15 protein-coding genes, 3 pseudogenes and 1 other annotated feature are annotated in these 15,487 nt (G+C 36.9%); of the genes and pseudogenes, 3 read left to right on the forward strand and 15 right to left on the reverse strand.

What is annotated here, in order from left to right; translation table 11 throughout:
* Positions 1-298 precede the first annotated feature (298 nt).
* Positions 299-1,498: a bacillibactin exporter BcbE gene (locus BM350_RS13225; protein WP_348272203.1), complete on the forward strand. Its 1,200-nt coding sequence runs from the start codon at positions 299-301 to the stop codon at positions 1,496-1,498.
* 52 nt (positions 1,499-1,550) lie between these two features.
* On the opposite strand, the gene BM350_RS13230 is transcribed toward BM350_RS13225, so the two are convergent.
* The 11 genes and pseudogenes from BM350_RS13230 to proB form a co-directional block, all read right to left on the reverse strand.
* Positions 1,551-2,447: a pentapeptide repeat-containing protein gene (locus BM350_RS13230; RefSeq protein WP_090914640.1), complete on the reverse strand. Its 897-nt coding sequence runs from the start codon at positions 2,445-2,447 to the stop codon at positions 1,551-1,553.
* 145 nt (positions 2,448-2,592) lie between these two features.
* A complete protein-coding gene (locus BM350_RS13235; RefSeq protein ID WP_090915008.1) occupies positions 2,593-3,114 on the reverse strand; it encodes a YfiT family bacillithiol transferase in 522 nt (173 codons plus the stop codon).
* 22 nt (positions 3,115-3,136) lie between these two features.
* Positions 3,137-3,637: a GNAT family N-acetyltransferase gene (locus BM350_RS13240; RefSeq protein WP_090914639.1), complete on the reverse strand. Its 501-nt coding sequence runs from the start codon at positions 3,635-3,637 to the stop codon at positions 3,137-3,139.
* 78 nt (positions 3,638-3,715) lie between these two features.
* On the reverse strand, positions 3,716-5,053 hold the full coding sequence (locus BM350_RS13245; RefSeq protein ID WP_090914638.1) for an NAD(P)/FAD-dependent oxidoreductase: 1,338 nt from the start codon (positions 5,051-5,053) through the stop codon (positions 3,716-3,718).
* Between the two features lie 113 nt (positions 5,054-5,166).
* Complete coding sequence (locus BM350_RS26950) at positions 5,167-5,331, reverse strand: hypothetical protein (protein WP_170857705.1); 165 nt, start codon at positions 5,329-5,331, stop codon at positions 5,167-5,169.
* Between the two features lie 11 nt (positions 5,332-5,342).
* The gene (locus BM350_RS13250) at positions 5,343-6,122 is read right to left on the reverse strand and encodes an undecaprenyl-diphosphate phosphatase (RefSeq protein ID WP_090914637.1); all 780 of its coding nucleotides are present in this window, start codon (positions 6,120-6,122) and stop codon (positions 5,343-5,345) included.
* Positions 6,123-6,328: 206 nt separating this feature from the next.
* Positions 6,329-6,703, reverse strand: coding sequence for a nucleotide excision repair endonuclease (locus BM350_RS13255; RefSeq protein WP_139207629.1), 375 nt, complete (start codon positions 6,701-6,703; stop codon positions 6,329-6,331).
* A gap of 106 nt (positions 6,704-6,809) precedes the next feature.
* Positions 6,810-6,887, reverse strand: a pseudogene (locus tag BM350_RS26240) (spore gernimation protein GerA); the annotation flags it as partial.
* 65 nt (positions 6,888-6,952) lie between these two features.
* Complete coding sequence (locus BM350_RS27870; RefSeq protein WP_280141378.1) at positions 6,953-7,078, reverse strand: hypothetical protein; 126 nt, start codon at positions 7,076-7,078, stop codon at positions 6,953-6,955.
* 287 nt (positions 7,079-7,365) lie between these two features.
* A complete protein-coding gene (locus tag BM350_RS13260) occupies positions 7,366-8,613 on the reverse strand; it encodes a glutamate-5-semialdehyde dehydrogenase (RefSeq protein WP_090914636.1) in 1,248 nt (415 codons plus the stop codon).
* Positions 8,614-8,803: 190 nt separating this feature from the next.
* Positions 8,804-9,907, reverse strand: a complete 1,104-nt coding sequence (gene proB, locus BM350_RS13265) for a glutamate 5-kinase (RefSeq protein WP_090914635.1) — start codon at positions 9,905-9,907, stop codon at positions 8,804-8,806.
* A 158-nt stretch (positions 9,908-10,065) separates the two neighbouring features.
* Positions 10,066-10,276 (reverse strand) — a binding site (T-box leader).
* Positions 10,277-10,543: 267 nt separating this feature from the next.
* Between proB and proC the strand changes: the two genes are divergently transcribed.
* Positions 10,544-11,362 carry a pyrroline-5-carboxylate reductase gene (gene proC / locus BM350_RS13275; RefSeq protein WP_090914634.1) on the forward strand — a complete coding sequence of 273 codons (819 nt, stop codon included), beginning with the start codon at positions 10,544-10,546 and terminating at the stop codon, positions 11,360-11,362.
* Between the two features lie 153 nt (positions 11,363-11,515).
* On the opposite strand, the gene BM350_RS13280 is transcribed toward proC, so the two are convergent.
* From BM350_RS13280 to BM350_RS13290, 3 genes and pseudogenes are all read right to left on the reverse strand, one after another.
* Positions 11,516-12,469: a TRM11 family SAM-dependent methyltransferase gene (locus BM350_RS13280; RefSeq protein WP_090914633.1), complete on the reverse strand. Its 954-nt coding sequence runs from the start codon at positions 12,467-12,469 to the stop codon at positions 11,516-11,518.
* Between the two features lie 143 nt (positions 12,470-12,612).
* A pseudogene (locus BM350_RS13285) lies at positions 12,613-12,792 on the reverse strand (GIY-YIG nuclease family protein); the annotation flags it as partial.
* Positions 12,793-13,044: 252 nt separating this feature from the next.
* A complete protein-coding gene (locus tag BM350_RS13290) occupies positions 13,045-13,554 on the reverse strand; it encodes a MepB family protein (protein ID WP_090914631.1) in 510 nt (169 codons plus the stop codon).
* 41 nt (positions 13,555-13,595) lie between these two features.
* Here BM350_RS13290 and BM350_RS13295 point away from each other — a divergent pair.
* Positions 13,596-13,980: pseudogene (locus BM350_RS13295) on the forward strand (transposase); the annotation flags it as partial.
* Positions 13,981-14,273: 293 nt separating this feature from the next.
* Here the strand turns inward: BM350_RS13295 and BM350_RS13300 are convergent.
* On the reverse strand, positions 14,274-15,401 hold the full coding sequence (locus BM350_RS13300; RefSeq protein ID WP_090914630.1) for an NAD(P)/FAD-dependent oxidoreductase: 1,128 nt from the start codon (positions 15,399-15,401) through the stop codon (positions 14,274-14,276).
* Positions 15,402-15,487 lie beyond the last annotated feature (86 nt).

Raw genomic sequence — 15,487 nt, forward strand, 5'->3', positions numbered from 1 at the left:
CTGTAAAGAAATACGGAGTTCTTTTTTATGATTAACCTATCTAAGTAAATATTATTCTAATTTATAGTGAATCAAACATTGATTTTCCTTTTATTAATGAATCAGATGAACAGTTTGAACAAAGTTAAATAATGAGCCTTTATTTCAAAACTACAATTTGCATACAAATTTAATAAAAAGTAAATAATTTTAATTAAATTGAATAAGTTATTTTTGCAGCATATGTGTAGATTTTTAAAGATTAGCACTAAGATATAAAAGCTAATACCACATACATTTGATTAAGGAGTGAGTACTTATAAATATAGATAGAAAAGACAGATGGAGTTTATGGGCTCTTTCATCTGTACCATTAGTTATGACACTTGGAAACTCCATGTTAATTCCAGTCCTTCCATTAATCGAAAAAAAATTGAACATTACTGACCTCCAAGTTTCTCTTATTATTACCATTTATTCTATCGTCGCTATTATTTTGATTCCTGTAGCTGGATATTTATCTGATAAATGGGGAAGAAAAAAAGTGATTATTCCTAGCCTATTTATAGCAGCTATCGGGGGCGCTATTACTGGCTGGGTCTCATGGAAACTAAACAATCCTTATATATGGATTTTAATTGGAAGAATAATTCAAGGGATTGGCTCGGCCGGGGCAATGCCTGTTGTTATTCCTTGTGTAGGTGATATGTTTCAAGATGAAGAACAAGTTAGTTCTGGTCTAGGACTAGTAGAAACATCAAATACATTAGGGAAAGTTTTAAGTCCGATTTTAGGCTCCTTATTAGCTTCATTTATCTGGTTTCTTCCTTTTTGGTTTATCCCTATTTTGTGTATAGTCTCAATTATATTAATTATGTTTCTTGTTAAACCACCGAATTCAACTAAGGAAGCGCCTCCATTAAAAGTCTTCCTACAAAATGTAAAAGATATCTTAATGGAAAAAGGGCGTTGGCTTCTTCCTACTTTTTTGCTAGGTGGAATCATTATGTTTATTTTATTCGGTATTCTTTTTTATTTGTCCTCAATTTTAGAAAAACGATATCACTTAGAAGGTGTTTGGAAAGGTCTTGTGCTAGCAATCCCTTTAGCTTCTCTCTCCCTTACTTCTTATATAACTGGAAAGAAGATTGGAGATAAAAAGGGAGTTATGAAATGGTGTATATGTGCTGGGTTTCTCATATTAGGAATAACGTTAACGATTCCGATATTCTTTAAAAATATTTATATTATTATCATTAGTCTTGTGATAAGTGGAATTGGAATCGGAGTGGCTCTTCCAAGCTTAGACGCTTTAGTAACGGAAGGTGTACAAAAAGAACAAAGGGGGTCTATCACATCTCTTTATAGCTCTATGCGTTTTGTTGGTGTAGCAGCTGGTCCGCCTTTATTTGCTTTATTAATGAAGGGACCGGATAATTATATCTTTTACCTTTCCATTTCTCTTGCTCTTTTGGGAGCTATATTGGCTCTTAAATTTATTAGACCCAAAGATAATTAAATCAACAAGGCTCTATTTTATAGCAGAGCCTTGTTGATTTCTTTTATGTTGTTTAATTCATTTTCGTTTCCAAAGCAGACCAATGTGCCGGGCGAGAGAGCGAGTTAGGTAATTTTGTACGCGCATCTCCCTTCGCTGAGTTAATCTGAACTTGAGTAAGAAAAATACTCTCTGTGAGATCTGCTCCTCTAAGATCAGCATCTCGTAAATCAGCACCGATCAGGTCTGCCGCTCGCATATCTGCACCGCGAAGGTTAGCAGCAATTAGGTATGCTCCTCTTAAGTTAGCTCCTCTAAGATCTGCTCCTTTAAGATTGGCCCCCATAAGATTAGCACTTCGATAATTGATTCTCTTGCTTTTTTGAGAACCCTTACGCTGACGATTTGATTCTATCCACACGAGTTCACTTGTCTTTAAAAGTAAATCATTTACATACGCTCGGTGTGATGGAACATCTAGTTCTATGAGTAAATCAGGACTAAGTTGCGAAAGTCGTTCCATTTCATCAAGTGCGCGCCTCAGTTCTCTGTGAATCGGACGAGTCGCTTTCAACGTCAAGGCTTCCGTCAAATATGAGAGCATTTCATGAAGTTGCTGCATAATTGGGAACACATCGAACATTTTCTTTGCCGTTTCTGGACCTTCTTTCCAATCGACTCCTTCAAAAGTTACTTGCGAAACCTTTTGCCCTGCACCGAAGCATTCAAAAACAGTACACCCTTTAAACCCCTGTTGTCTAAGATTCTTATGAATGCCGCACCGAAAGTCCAATTGGAGATTTTTACATGGTGTTCCGCCGTCTTTATCAATTGCGAAATCTGCTGAAGCTGCAAAAGGTAGTGCAACGCAACATAAGCCGAAGCAGTTCTCGCAGTCGGCACGCAAACTATTAAAACTAGTATCGCGCTTTATATTTGGATCATTATGTTTCTCAAACAATATGTGCATCTCCTTTGTTTCCGTATTCCTTACATGAATGAATATATAATTTGTTGCTTCATTTGTTAGAAAAAACGGTTATGCTATAAAAATCAAAATCTATTCTTTATTAAATAAAAGATTTCAACTGCCTAATTTATAATCTCTAAACTTATTACCATCCTAATCGATTGCGAAGAGAAGTAATGTGGGCAGTATGATGGCGACCGTGCCATGCATAAAGCCCAATCGTTACACCTAATTTATTAGATCCTGACTCAGGATGATGGAACGTCTTTTCAAAATCACTAGGTTTCATCGATCTCAGCAAAGTAACCCATCTTCTATGTAATGATTCTAAAATTGCTAAAGATACATCTACCGGAAGCTCAGAATCAGGAAGATCTGCCCATTTCTCTTCCATATATGGTTTAATCGTAGGATTGTTTTCTGTCAGTGCTAATTTAAAACGAATATAACTATTCATATGACTATCTGCAATATGATGAACAACTTGGCGCACTGTCCATCCTCCAGGACGATATGGCATATCTAGCTGATTTTTATCTAATTCTTTTATTGCTTGTGTTAATTCAGTAGGAAGGTTTTCAATTTGTTTTATCCAATTTTCTATTGTATCTTGCGTAATATTTTCTTCATAAGTGAAATGGCCAATCGGATAACGTAAGTCCATAATTGTATTGTTCTCCTTTTTTGTTTTAGTTAGTATGTCTCCAAACATAATGGATAAAATCAGTTTGAGCTACGTTTTCATCAATTGAGCTACGTGAAAAATTGCTCTTCTCTAATACTTTTTGAGAAGCAATATTATCAGTTGTTGTTTTTGCATGAATTTCAGTAACGTGATAGTTTGCAGCTTCAGCTAAAAGGAGTTTTACACCTTTAGTGGCAATACCTCTTCTGGCATATTTTTCTCCTATTCTATATCCAAGATACCCCAATTCTTTATCTTTCTCAATGTCTACTAAATTCATTCGTCCAACAATTGTTCCTTCATGATTTTTTATGAGATGAAAATATGAAATACATTCAAATTGCTCTTGTAATAATTCATAAAATATCTTTTGAAACATTTCAAATGTATAGTAATCCTCACCGCGGCTTGGTACCGTCTTTTCGAAGAACGTCCTGTTACTACATTCAAAAACAAACAATTCCTCTGCGTCTCCTGCCCTTAATTTTTCTAAATAGAGTTCCATACGCTAACCATTCCTTTTCAAAAATTTATCAACTATATACATTTTGCTATTTTGTCATAAAATCCTGCTGGGGAACGACTATTTTCTTCGGCTCGTAAATACAGCAAACAATACTTTTGGATGAAAAAGGTGTAATGGGCTACGTATGAGATTCATAACTCGTACTAATCGAATATAAATTTCTGAATTGCTTGCGGAAAGTTGATATATTTTTTTCGTATACCACTGTTGAAATGGCTGCATAAAAGGTTTAGCTCCTCTAATCTTAGGATGACGAAGTGATTCTGTAGTCGTCATTTCCCACGGCGTTGCAATAATCTTGGCTATTCGCTTATAAAATTTTCTAGTGAATCCTTTTTCTAGCGGACTGCCTTTCTGCAGGCATCGCTGCAATTCTTCTGCTTCCATCGCCGCGACAGAAATTCCTTGTCCAAACACAGGGTCAAAACGGCAATGAGCATCTCCAATTACTAAGAAACCTTCTGGTATATTTCTCGTTAAATCAAAACGCCGCCGCACTTGGTAAGGAATCTTATGTATTTTTATATCTGTAATCGATTCTGTTTTTGTAAGAAAACCAAGTACATCTGGAATAGGTAACTTATGAGCAAAGACAAGAAATTCTTTGTCAGTTTGTGGTGCATGCTCATCGGCATAACCACTAAACGTTATAAAATAACGATTGTCTTCAACGGTTTGAATAAATGCACCATAAGGGTTTTCAGGGAAACTAGGGGAAACAAGTAAATTACACCAATCAAGACGTTCTTTCTGTTTTAAACAAACTAATTTAGTCGCATAAAATAACTGGATCCTTACTTTTTCTTCTGTCACTTCTATACCATGTATTTGTAACCAATCTATATTTTTAGAACCAAATCCGCTTGCATCAACGACTACATCTGCATGAACTTCCTCTTCTTTTCCTGTTTTCAAACATTGTATTTTTACTCCGACAATTTTGTTTTGCTGCTGATCTATTAGCAACTGCTTCACTTTTGTTTCATATTTCGTGCTAATATTAGAAACTTGATTGATCCGCTTTTGCAAATGCCACTCGAGCATAGGACGACTCTGTTGGACCATTTTCAATTCTCCAACAAAAGGTTGCTTCCATAAACCAAAATGATGCCACCTTAAATCTCCTGTAAAGTTATTTACAATACCTCCATCTTCAATTAATTGCTCCGTAATGCCAGGAAATAATCTTTCAATTGCTTCTTCTCCACCTTTTAACAACACATGGGGATGATAACTTTGTGGAATCTTCTTTCTAGGTGCCTTTTCTGTCCATTCTTCGCCCATTTCTAAAACGATGACTTGCTGAAAAGAATGAGATAAAGCCTTTGCAGCAAGTTTTCCAGCAATGCTTCCTCCAATTACAATTGCAATCTCCAATACATTACCCCCCTGAATTTTCTACCTATTTTACTATTCATGCAACATCTCTTGAACAATACAACTTATGACAAACTAAAAAAACCCTGTATCATAACTCTAATACAAGATTTTGATTTTTAGCGATGATTTCATTCGTTTTTATCTTTCATAACAAGAACTGCATGTGTAAATAATCCACAAGCAATCCCGACAAAAATCCCAATGTTAGGCTTTTCTAATAAAGCTCCTCCAGCTAGCCCCAACATAAAAAATCCTCCATAAAATAATCCTACTGCTTGCTCATATTTTTTCATGGTCTTCCTCCTTAAAATACACCAGTAAATTGTAAAGTAAGAATTAAAATGCCAAGAGCCCATACATAATACGCAAACGTTTTGAGAGAATGATGTTTTAAATATTGAATCATCCAGGATACTGCAACATAGCCAAAGAACGCTGCAGATAGCGTACCAACGATAAGTGAAGTATTAGAAATTGCTTCTGCTTTCCCTTGAAAAACATCAAATGACTGTAAGATGATTGCTCCAACAATTGCAGGTGTCGATAATAAAAATGAAAAATAAGCTGCTGTTTCACGGTCTAGCTTTCTCCATAACGCAGCAACAATCGTCATCCCTGACCTTGAAATTGCTGGGAAAATCGCAACTGCTTGGAAAGAACCGATAATCAGTGCGTCTTTATATGTAATTTCGTCCATCTTTTTCCGACCGCTTTTTTGTTTCTCTGCTATATATAAAAACAAACCTGTCACCAAGAATTCCCATCCGATTGTAATACCTGTTTTTGAAATCTCTTCAAAGAAATCTTTAAACAATAAACCGATTACCACTGCAGGGATTGTTCCGATAATTAATAAATATGTTAATTTTGAGAACGGATTTTTAAGTAAATAAAGAAATTCTTTTTTATAATAAATAAAAACTGCTACTAACGTCCCTATATGAAGCATCGTATCTAAAAAAAGACCTGCCTCATCTAAACCAAAAAGGTGTCTCCCTAAATACAAATGACCAGTACTGCTAATTGGCAAAAATTCTGTTAATCCTTGGATAATTCCTAAAATAAAGGCTTCTAACCAATTCATGATTGTCTCCTTTCAAGTTTGCTTGTACCAGTATATGTTTGTATTTTTTTAGTTATGTGAAGTTATTCATTTTTAATAGATTCTCATATTGAATATAAGTATGGCGTTTCTTGGCAGCTAAATCTTGCGAAAAACTAACTTTGTGAATAGACGCCAAATAAAATGACCTCAGCATAATGCTGAGGTCATTTTATTTCCAGAATTTTTTATTTGAAAAATACTTTGTCTACATTATATTTCGCTTGCAAATCATTAATAATATATGTTTCGTAAATTTCTCGTTCCATCGGATCTTCTACGATACATGCATCAATTCGATATACTTCATCTCTGTATGCCTTCACTGGTGAAACATTATCTTCAAAATGCTTTTTAATTCTTTGACGTAATTTACGTGCTTTTCCAACAAACAGAAGCTCATCATTATTATTATAAAACATAAAAATGCCGCCTTTATCTCTTGGAATCAGGTGAAAATCAATAAATCCATTAATAGGAGTAATTATCGGCTCATCACCTTTAATTACTTGTTTGCGCTGTGTAATCGTAACGTCTGGTGTTGGCATCTCAATTTTGATCACTATATGTCACGTCCTTTTTTTGTTGTAAAGGAAAATAGTATCACAATTATGTAAAAAAAACCATTATAATGTTATCCCATGTATATATAATATATGTGAGTTTTCATTGAAAAGAGCTCTCTCTTTTCAATGAAAACTCACGAATTATTTGATGAATAGAATCTCCGGTCTCAGAAACATTCATTTTAGTATCTCTTAAAAACACCAGGTTAATTTTGAGGGACAGATTTACTGCCCCATATTGTTTACTTATTTTGATTTTTTTTGAGCTCTTAATGCTATTTTTTCAAGTCCATTTTCTCCTGCGAATTCTACATCTGCTTTTGGTAGAGCATTTTTATTATTCTTAAATTGATTATTCTTATTTTTAACCATTTTTTCACCACCCTTGTAGTTTGATTTAATTATTCCTTCAAGGATGCCAACCATAATAAATACGCTATATAAAGATCGCGGAGTAATATTTTTTCATTATCGGCACCCACGATTTTAGTTTGCTTTCTTTTTTTATAGGCTATGCGATTTGATTTTCTTCTTTAACTAAACTCATCCATTCGCTCAATAAGAAATTGAATACAAAGCGACTGTAACCAAATTCTCACCAGATGCCGCAGGTCCCATCTCATAAAATAAAAGGGGCTTTGCATCTGTCCTTCTACTTCTTATCCCCGAATCTGCCCATTCCCACGAATCACATATTTTGTGGAAGTCAAGGCAGATAGCCCCATCGGTCCCCGCGCGTGTAGCTTTTGCGTGCTGATGCCGATTTCTGCGCCGAAGCCAAATTCAAAGCCGTCAGTAAAGCGGGTCGAAGCATTATGGTAGAGCGCCGCGGCATCGACGGACGTGAAAAACTTGCTGACGTTTTCCTCGTTCTCTGTAATGATCGCTTCGGAATGCATGGAGCCATAAGCATTGATGTGGCAAATCGCTTCTTCAACAGAGGAAACGATTCTGACTGCCAGCGTAAGAGACAAAAACTCTGTTTCCCAGTCTTCTTCTGAAGCGGGTACAAGAGAAGAATCAATTGCCAATGCTTTCTTATCTCCGCGCAGCTCCACTCCTCTTTCCTTCAAGAAAGAAAACAGCTCGGTACCGAATCGCTGTGCCCAATTCTCATGAAGTATAATTGTTTCAATAGCATTGCATACAGACGGACGCTGTGTTTTGGCGTTTACGATAATATCGAATGCCATCTGTTTATCCGCTGTTTCATCAATGAAAATGTGACAATTTCCCGCACCTGTTTCTAATACAGGAACAGACGCTTCTCTCACTACAGTATCTATCAACTGCTTGCCACCTCTTGGAATAAGAACATCCAAGTACTCGTTCAATGTGAACAGCTGCTTTGCGTTGTCTCGTGAATTGTCTTCAATGAGCTGTACGCTTTCTGAAGGCAAGCTCGTTTGTTTGAGCGCACGATGAATGACAGCGACGATGGCTTTGTTGGAATAAGAGGCGGAAGAACTACCACGCAAGATCACTGCGTTGCCTGTTTTCAAGCAAATTGTGGCCGCATCCACCGTCACGTTCGGCCGCGCCTCGTAAATCATCCCGACAACACCGAGCGGCACGCGCATCTCCCGAATAGACAATCCATTCGGCCGTTCCCATGCAGCTACACATTCTCCGACAGGGTCATGCAAATCAATCAGCTGCCGGATACCCTCTGTCATATCAATAATGCGCTGTTCATTCAGCATGAGGCGGTCGAGGAGAGAGGCAGACATTCCTTTTGCTTTACCTTGTTCGATATCCCGTTTGTTCTCCTCCAAAATATAAGGTGTCTCTATTATCAATTGCTCAGCGACAGCCGCCAGTGCCTTATTTTTTTCATTAGTCGATTTAGCCACAAGCCCTCCCGCAATCTTCTTCGCTATTTGTCCCTTTGCCAACACTTCATTCATTTTCGTTTCCTCCTTTTAAAAATTAAAAAGTATAAAATTTGAGACGTGGCCAACTAGGCACTACCACCCAAGACTCTCCTGCATAGATATTAGTTGAATCAATCTGACGCTTAGAGCGAGAAAAGACAAACAGCATCTTCTAGGACGGAGGAGCCTGTGTTCTTCACTTGAACGAGCCATTTCTCTATTTTTAAAATAAAACCCAATTATCCCTATGAATGACCTCATAGCTATGCCTTTCGCCTCGCACTTGAATGTCGTGGCTCTGCATACCTTTTAGCTCCTGCAATTCCTCTGCACTATATCTGCACTGTCCTTTCCCTATCACCCGTCCTTGCTCTGTGATGACCTCCACGACTTCGCCGGCTTGAAAGATCCCAAACACACCGGTAACACCGGCAGGCAGAAGACTTTTTCCACGCTGAATGATGGCAGCGGCTGCTCCGGCATCCACTTCGATTTGTCCGCTGACAAGCGAATGCAGCGCGATCCATTGCTTGTTCATCTTAATCACTTTTTGAGGCGTATTGCCGATATACGTTCCATCACCTTTACCCTTCAAAACATCTAAAAGCTTCTCCTGTCCACGTCCTGTTCCGATGAATACACTCACACCGAGAGATAGTGCCGTCTTTGCCGCATCGATTTTCGATTTCATGCCGCCTGTACCAAGTTTTGAGCCAGCATCTCCAGCAAGAGAGGCGATTTCTTCCGTAACGGCAGGAAGAAAGTAATACTTTTTCGCGTCCGGATTTTTCTGGGGATTCTGGTCATACAAACCGTTCACATCCGTAAAAATTATGAGCATATCCGCCGAGACAAGCCCGCTTACTAAAGCTGACAGCATGTCATTATCACCAAACGTCAGCTCCTCCAAAGAAATAGAATCGTTTTCATTGATTATAGGAAGAGCGGAGCGGTTTAGTAGCTCGGATAAAGTGGCGTAGGCATTACTATATTGTTCTTTTCTAGAAAAATCACTTCTTGTCAGCAGAAGCTGCGCGGTAACAATCCCATATTTGCGGAATTCCTCCGTATACGCCTGCATCAACAGACTTTGCCCGACAGCGGCGGCAGCCTGCTTCCCTTTAATTGTCACAGGCCGGCCGGGATACCCGAGAGCGGAAAAACCTGCGGCGACGGCCCCAGATGTAATCAGCACGATTTCATGTCCTTCCTGCTTCAGTCGCGCCAAGGCGGCGACGTGATCTGAAAGCTGTTCGCCAGAGATGCCGCCATGATTTGCTGCCAAGGAACTGCTTCCGATTTTTACGACAATTCGTTGTTTTTTCACTTTTGTACCTCCTAGTCTAAAATAAAAGTTTTTTGTAAATTGTGCTGCTTCTTTTTTCAAATGGAACAAACTATTCTTCTACCACGTGCAATTTGCACAAAGAATCCCTTACTAACTCGCAATAAGGAGCCAAATAAAAAAGACCGCTCCGCCCTTAAAAAAAGGACGAAACGGTCATTGTTCCGCGGTACCACCTTCATTGATATAAATCTATATCCGCTTGTCGCCTGTAACGCAGGCATACGCCTAAACTTTCGTTTAAGACTCAGGGATAGGTTCGATAATTTCTATACGAGGAATCTTTCAGCCTGCGGATTCCACTCTCTTGCGCAAGAAGACATATGTACTAGTTCCCTTCAACGATGTTCACTTTAATTTTTATATAGTATGCAATATAACGCATTTTTATGTCAAGAGATATTTTAGAAAACAAGGAAGATGACAAGTTTAATTCCTGTTAATAAGTGATTTCTATATATTTTTTGTATTGCAAAAAGTAATGTACTCTTTTAAAATGTTTTTTTATACAAATCTCGTTATAATGTTTATTTCTTCTGTACGAGATGTCATTATTTTTTCAGAATAATAATTTCAAACCAATAAAATGTATAATAAAAGGAGCAAGAGCGAGTTATTATGAACAAACAAATAGGATTCATCGGATGCGGAAACATGGGTATCGCTATGATAGGTGGAATGATTAACAAAAATATAGTTTCTTCAGATAAAATAATTTGTTCAGATATAAGTGTCATGAATTTAAAAAATGTTAGTGAAAAATATGATATAACTACAACTACTGACAACAATAAAGTAGCTAACAATGCTGATATTTTAATTTTATCAATCAAACCAGACCTATACTCATCAGTAATTAACCAAATAAAAGAGCAGATAAAAAACGATGTAATAGTCGTAACTATTGCTGCTGGAAAAAGTATTAAGAGTACTGAGAATACTTTCGGCAGAAAGTTAAAAGTTGTTAGAGTAATGCCTAATACACCTGCTCTTGTTGGAGAAGGAATGTCTGCGTTATGTGCTAATGAAATGGTTACAGAAAAAGATCTAGAAGACATACTAAATATATTTAATAGTTTTGGCCAAACAGAGATAGTAAATGAAAAATTAATGGATGTTGTAACATCTGTAAGTGGTTCTTCTCCAGCATATGTATATATGTTTATAGAAGCCATGGCAGATGCTGCTGTACTAGATGGTATGCCAAGAACTCAAGCATATAAATTCGCAGCTCAAGCTGTATTAGGTTCTGCAAAAATGGTACTTGAAACAGGAATACATCCAGGCACACTTAAAGATATGGTTTGTTCTCCAGGTGGAACGACAATAGAAGCTGTAGCAACATTAGAGGAAAAAGGCTTAAGAACAGCTATCATTTCAGCTATGAAACGTTGTACGCAAAAATCTGTTGAAATGTCCAGCTTGACTAATAAGTAAGAAACTACGTTTAGGGGTAAAATAACATCGCTATCAAGCTAAGAAATACAAATACCTCCAAAACGAGAATATACAACGTAACAAAAATGAACGTTTAAAAATGAAAAGTAAACAAAAAAAGACCAATGCACTCATTGGTCTTCCCTTACTTCCCTATTCACAAACAAGAATTTGCCGAGCAAAGTTTCCTTTTCTTGTTACGCAGCGGTCTATAATTTCAAATCCAATTTCTTCGATCATGTGATCCATTGTTTCGCTTGTTACAACTACTACTTTTTTTGCAATACGGCGCGCATGCTTTAAAATCGAGAATTGATCTTCTGGTGTTGCGCACGTAAATAGATTGTACGGCATATCGATAATTGCTACATCGTAGTTTGTCTGAATGTCTTCGATAGGTCCTACCGTTACGTCTCCTTCAAAACCAAAATGCGCGATGTTTTCTCTTGATCCGATTACGACAAGCGGGTTAATATCACGGCCAACGATGTCAATGCCCATAGAGAGTGCTTCTACCACTACCGTTCCAATACCACAGCATGGATCGATCGCTTTGACTCCATCAGGATTTGGCACAGCGATATTCGCAACAGCTCTCGCTACACGTGTGCTTAGTGATGTAGAATAGCTGCGTGGTTTTTTCACGTGATGGAACCAAACAGCCTCGCTTTCCATATATGTTCCGAAGTACCAACGTCCGCCAATGATTACAATGCCAAATACACGCTCTGGATGATGCACATCGGCTTCACCTTCAATATGCATGCCGATATCTCGCTCAATAAGGCGGCGTTCTCCGTATTCTATTTTTTTCGATTTATCAAGATCATTAATTTTAACGAAGATGACTTTGAACGTGGATCCAGACAAATCAATCTGTTCGACCTGCTTCAAAATATCTGGCAGTTCATCTCCTTCATACATTACGTCAATCCGTTCTTTAATAAACGGGCTTCGGCTCGGATCAATTTTGATTGTGCTTTTCAATATATTAGAGTGCGATTCCGTTCCAAAAAGTGAGCGCATCTCCATATAACATAAAGAACGTTCCTCTTCGCGAAATGCATACGTATATATATACGCCGGTGTTTGGCTATGATTATCCAATCTATTCCCATCCTTTATCGTATCAAATTGTTCTTTCTCTCAAATGATATCCGTATCATTGTGCAACGTAACGTTGCAAGCGGTAAAAAAGGACTAATAAGCCGAGGAAAAGTTGTCTCATTTTATTAGTCCTTTTTATGAGCTACATCAATTTTGATTACTTCATCTCTATGGTCTTTGATTACTGATACAGTATCTTCAAAATGTTTTTTTATTCTTGGTCTTAACTTTCTTGCCTTACCAACAAACATTAGTTCATTCTTGTTGTTATAAAACATAAAGATTCCACCTTTATCTCTAGGAATTAGGTAAAAATCAGTAAACTGTAGCTTTGCAATAAAGTTTGATTAAAAAATGTGTTTTAATCCTTATTTAAAAGCAAATATAAAAACTTCATTTTGAAAAAAGATTGATCAAAATGGAGTTTCTCTTTTTAACTAAGTATGAAATTTTTATAAAAAAGTTTGATTATTTTAATACTCCTTATTCCACTAACGCACCTGTTTACGGAAATGGAATATTTTGTTTTAAATTATCGAACTTTATTTTAAAACCACATTTAGGGCTATCCAATTTTAGTTAGAGTATAGCTTTAATAGTTCTTGTATTGGTAAACTATTTGTATTGTTCATCCCAACAAAATATTCTAATTGCCATTTCTGTGTTTCGATAGCTTGTTTGCTAGTGGGATTTTCCCAACTAGGGTAAACTCTAATTGCCATTTTTCCTTTTGTAGTGGCTGTTTTAAGAATATTTTGTTTTACAAGTACTTCTTTTGGAAAAACGAATTGTCCAAAATTATTATTTCTAGTAAAAGTATTGATAACCAATAAATCAGTAGCTTTTTCATATGAAAAGGCTTGGTTTTTATTATCCCCATCTTTTTCCCAAAAAGCAACAAACTGTCCTATCTTGGTAGGTGTTATTTTTGCGACTCTAAATCTAATCGATTTTGAATTTAGCTGAAATATACCAGCCCCATAATCTGAATTTTGAGCTTCTTCTCGGACAGCTTTTATGGTTAAGTGATTGGGTTCATAAAACATTTTATTTACATATGTTAACGCATTATAAAATTCATTCATTGCTTTGCATCCCCTATTTTTTATACTACTAATTCCAACCATTACGCTGGCAAATTGAAATTTTATTCAAAACATGGAAATCTTTCTTTCAAATTGACAAGTGCAAAGAAATCAAGAAAGAACGTTTAGAATGCCATTTATATGGGTAATTCATTAGTATTTTACTCTGTTCATCGACGATGTTCAAAATAAGAAAAAGAAAGAGCTAAGTGAATACAAATCCATCTATATGATAAAGAATTATTATCTATTGTTTTATGAAGGATTACAGAAGGGCATCCATAAATTATTAAAAGTTTTACTGCACTTATATTATTTTTTAGAGAAAAACGGGAGAAAATCTCACCGGTACGAAAAAAAACCGTCTTTGATATCTTAGGTGTTGTGTATGATTATACGTTGTCACAAAGTATCAAAGTTGCATAATATTTTTAAAAACACCTATGTATTAGGTTTATTTGTTATGCCCATCTTTAGTACAATCGTAGAAGTTTTTAAAAAATAACTCTCACATATACCTTTTTAGCACCCTTAACTTGATAGCAATGTGGTTCTACCCCATGGCCATCAAGCTAAGAAATCCTTTTCTCTTCACAACAAAAAAAATCTTAATTCATATAAATAGTTGTAGGAAAGGAAATTTTTTTGTTATGAATTATTTTATTTTTTAGGCTGATGGGCATGTAATGCTATCCCTATATGTAATTCATACTATTTCTCTAATTCTTTGGCTGTTCAATTGCCCCTGCTACATCATAATAACTAAGATCAAGTTCTGTCTGTTCACCAAGGGCAAGTTTCGCAAGTTCAGAACCTAAATAAGGTCCTGCCGTTAACCCAGAAGCACCAAGGCCATTGGCAACGAGTATGCCTTCAAAGTTAGGTAATGCGCCAATTACCGGAAGAAATCCTGGTGTAAACGGCCTATATCCAACTCTTGTTTCCATCATCGTACTATTCGATAAACCTGGAGCAACTGATAATGCTTTATCAAATACTTCATGTAATCCGCCAGCTGTAACTCTGTAATCAAATCCAGTGTCATTTTCATGTGTTGCGCCTACTACTACACGGCCATCTTCAAAAGCAAGAATATATTGGTCATTTGGCGGCATAACAACTGGCCAATTGTCTGTATTCACGTCTGGTACATGAAGATGAACAATTTGCGCTTTTTGGAATGTAACTAAGAAATTGACACCAAGTGGTTGCAATAACTCATTTGCCCAAGCACCCGCAGTTACAATCACCTGATCAGCTGTTGAAGTTTCACCATCTACTTCAACACCAATAACACGATTGTCTTCATGTACTAATGATGCATTTCCATTCCTATATACAGCACCATGTTTCTTTGCAGCGTTCACAAGAGCCTGACGAAGTGCTCTACCGTTCACACGCGCAGCACCGCTAATATGTACAGCACTATACTCTTCTGATAATGGCGGAAAAAGCTTTTTTGTTTCAGCTGGCGATAAACGTGTAATTTCACCAATTTCCGGAGCATCCTCGCGTCGTTTATACGCTCGCTCCTCCATCTGATCTAATTTTTTCTCTTCTGTATGGAGACTAATCGCACCTACACGTTTATAACCAGTATCTGTTTCGCCATCTGCTTCTAATTGTTCAATTAAGGAAGCATAGTAACGAGCTCCCCCTTTCGCCATTTGATACCAAGCTTTGTTCCGGCGCTGTGACAGCCAAGGACAGACAATCCCTGCTGCTGCATCCGTTGCCTGCCCTAAATCTTGACGATCAACCAATGTAACACGAGCTCCTGCTTTTGCAAGATGATAAGCAGTAGATGCTCCGAGAATCCCAGCTCCAACTACAATATACGTTTTCATTTCTAACACCTTTCCCTTTTTAAATCTTTATTCCAGAAATTTGATCTATAGATGATCAAACATTACCTTTAAGGTGAATTTCTTTA

It is taken from the genome of Bacillus sp. 103mf, from assembly GCF_900116295.1.
Classification (GTDB): domain Bacteria; phylum Bacillota; class Bacilli; order Bacillales; family Bacillaceae_G; genus Bacillus_A; species Bacillus_A bruguierae.

Bases quoted from the DNA above. Each gene is read 5' to 3' on its own strand.
- BM350_RS13250 (WP_090914637.1), bottom strand. From the start codon at position 6,122: ATGAATTGGTTAGAAGCCTTTATTTTAGGAATTATCCAAGGATTAACA.
- BM350_RS13300 (WP_090914630.1), bottom strand. From the start codon at position 15,401: ATGAAAACGTATATTGTAGTTGGAGCTGGGATTCTCGGAGCATCTACT.
- BM350_RS27870 (WP_280141378.1), bottom strand. From the start codon at position 7,078: ATGGTTAAAAATAAGAATAATCAATTTAAGAATAATAAAAATGCTCTA.
- proC (WP_090914634.1), top strand. From the start codon at position 10,544: ATGAACAAACAAATAGGATTCATCGGATGCGGAAACATGGGTATCGCT.
- BM350_RS13290 (WP_090914631.1), bottom strand. From the start codon at position 13,554: ATGAATGAATTTTATAATGCGTTAACATATGTAAATAAAATGTTTTAT.
- BM350_RS13240 (WP_090914639.1), bottom strand. From the start codon at position 3,637: ATGGAACTCTATTTAGAAAAATTAAGGGCAGGAGACGCAGAGGAATTG.
- BM350_RS13260 (WP_090914636.1), bottom strand. From the start codon at position 8,613: ATGAATGAAGTGTTGGCAAAGGGACAAATAGCGAAGAAGATTGCGGGA.
- BM350_RS26950 (WP_170857705.1), bottom strand. From the start codon at position 5,331: ATGAAAAAATATGAGCAAGCAGTAGGATTATTTTATGGAGGATTTTTT.
- BM350_RS13230 (WP_090914640.1), bottom strand. From the start codon at position 2,447: ATGCACATATTGTTTGAGAAACATAATGATCCAAATATAAAGCGCGAT.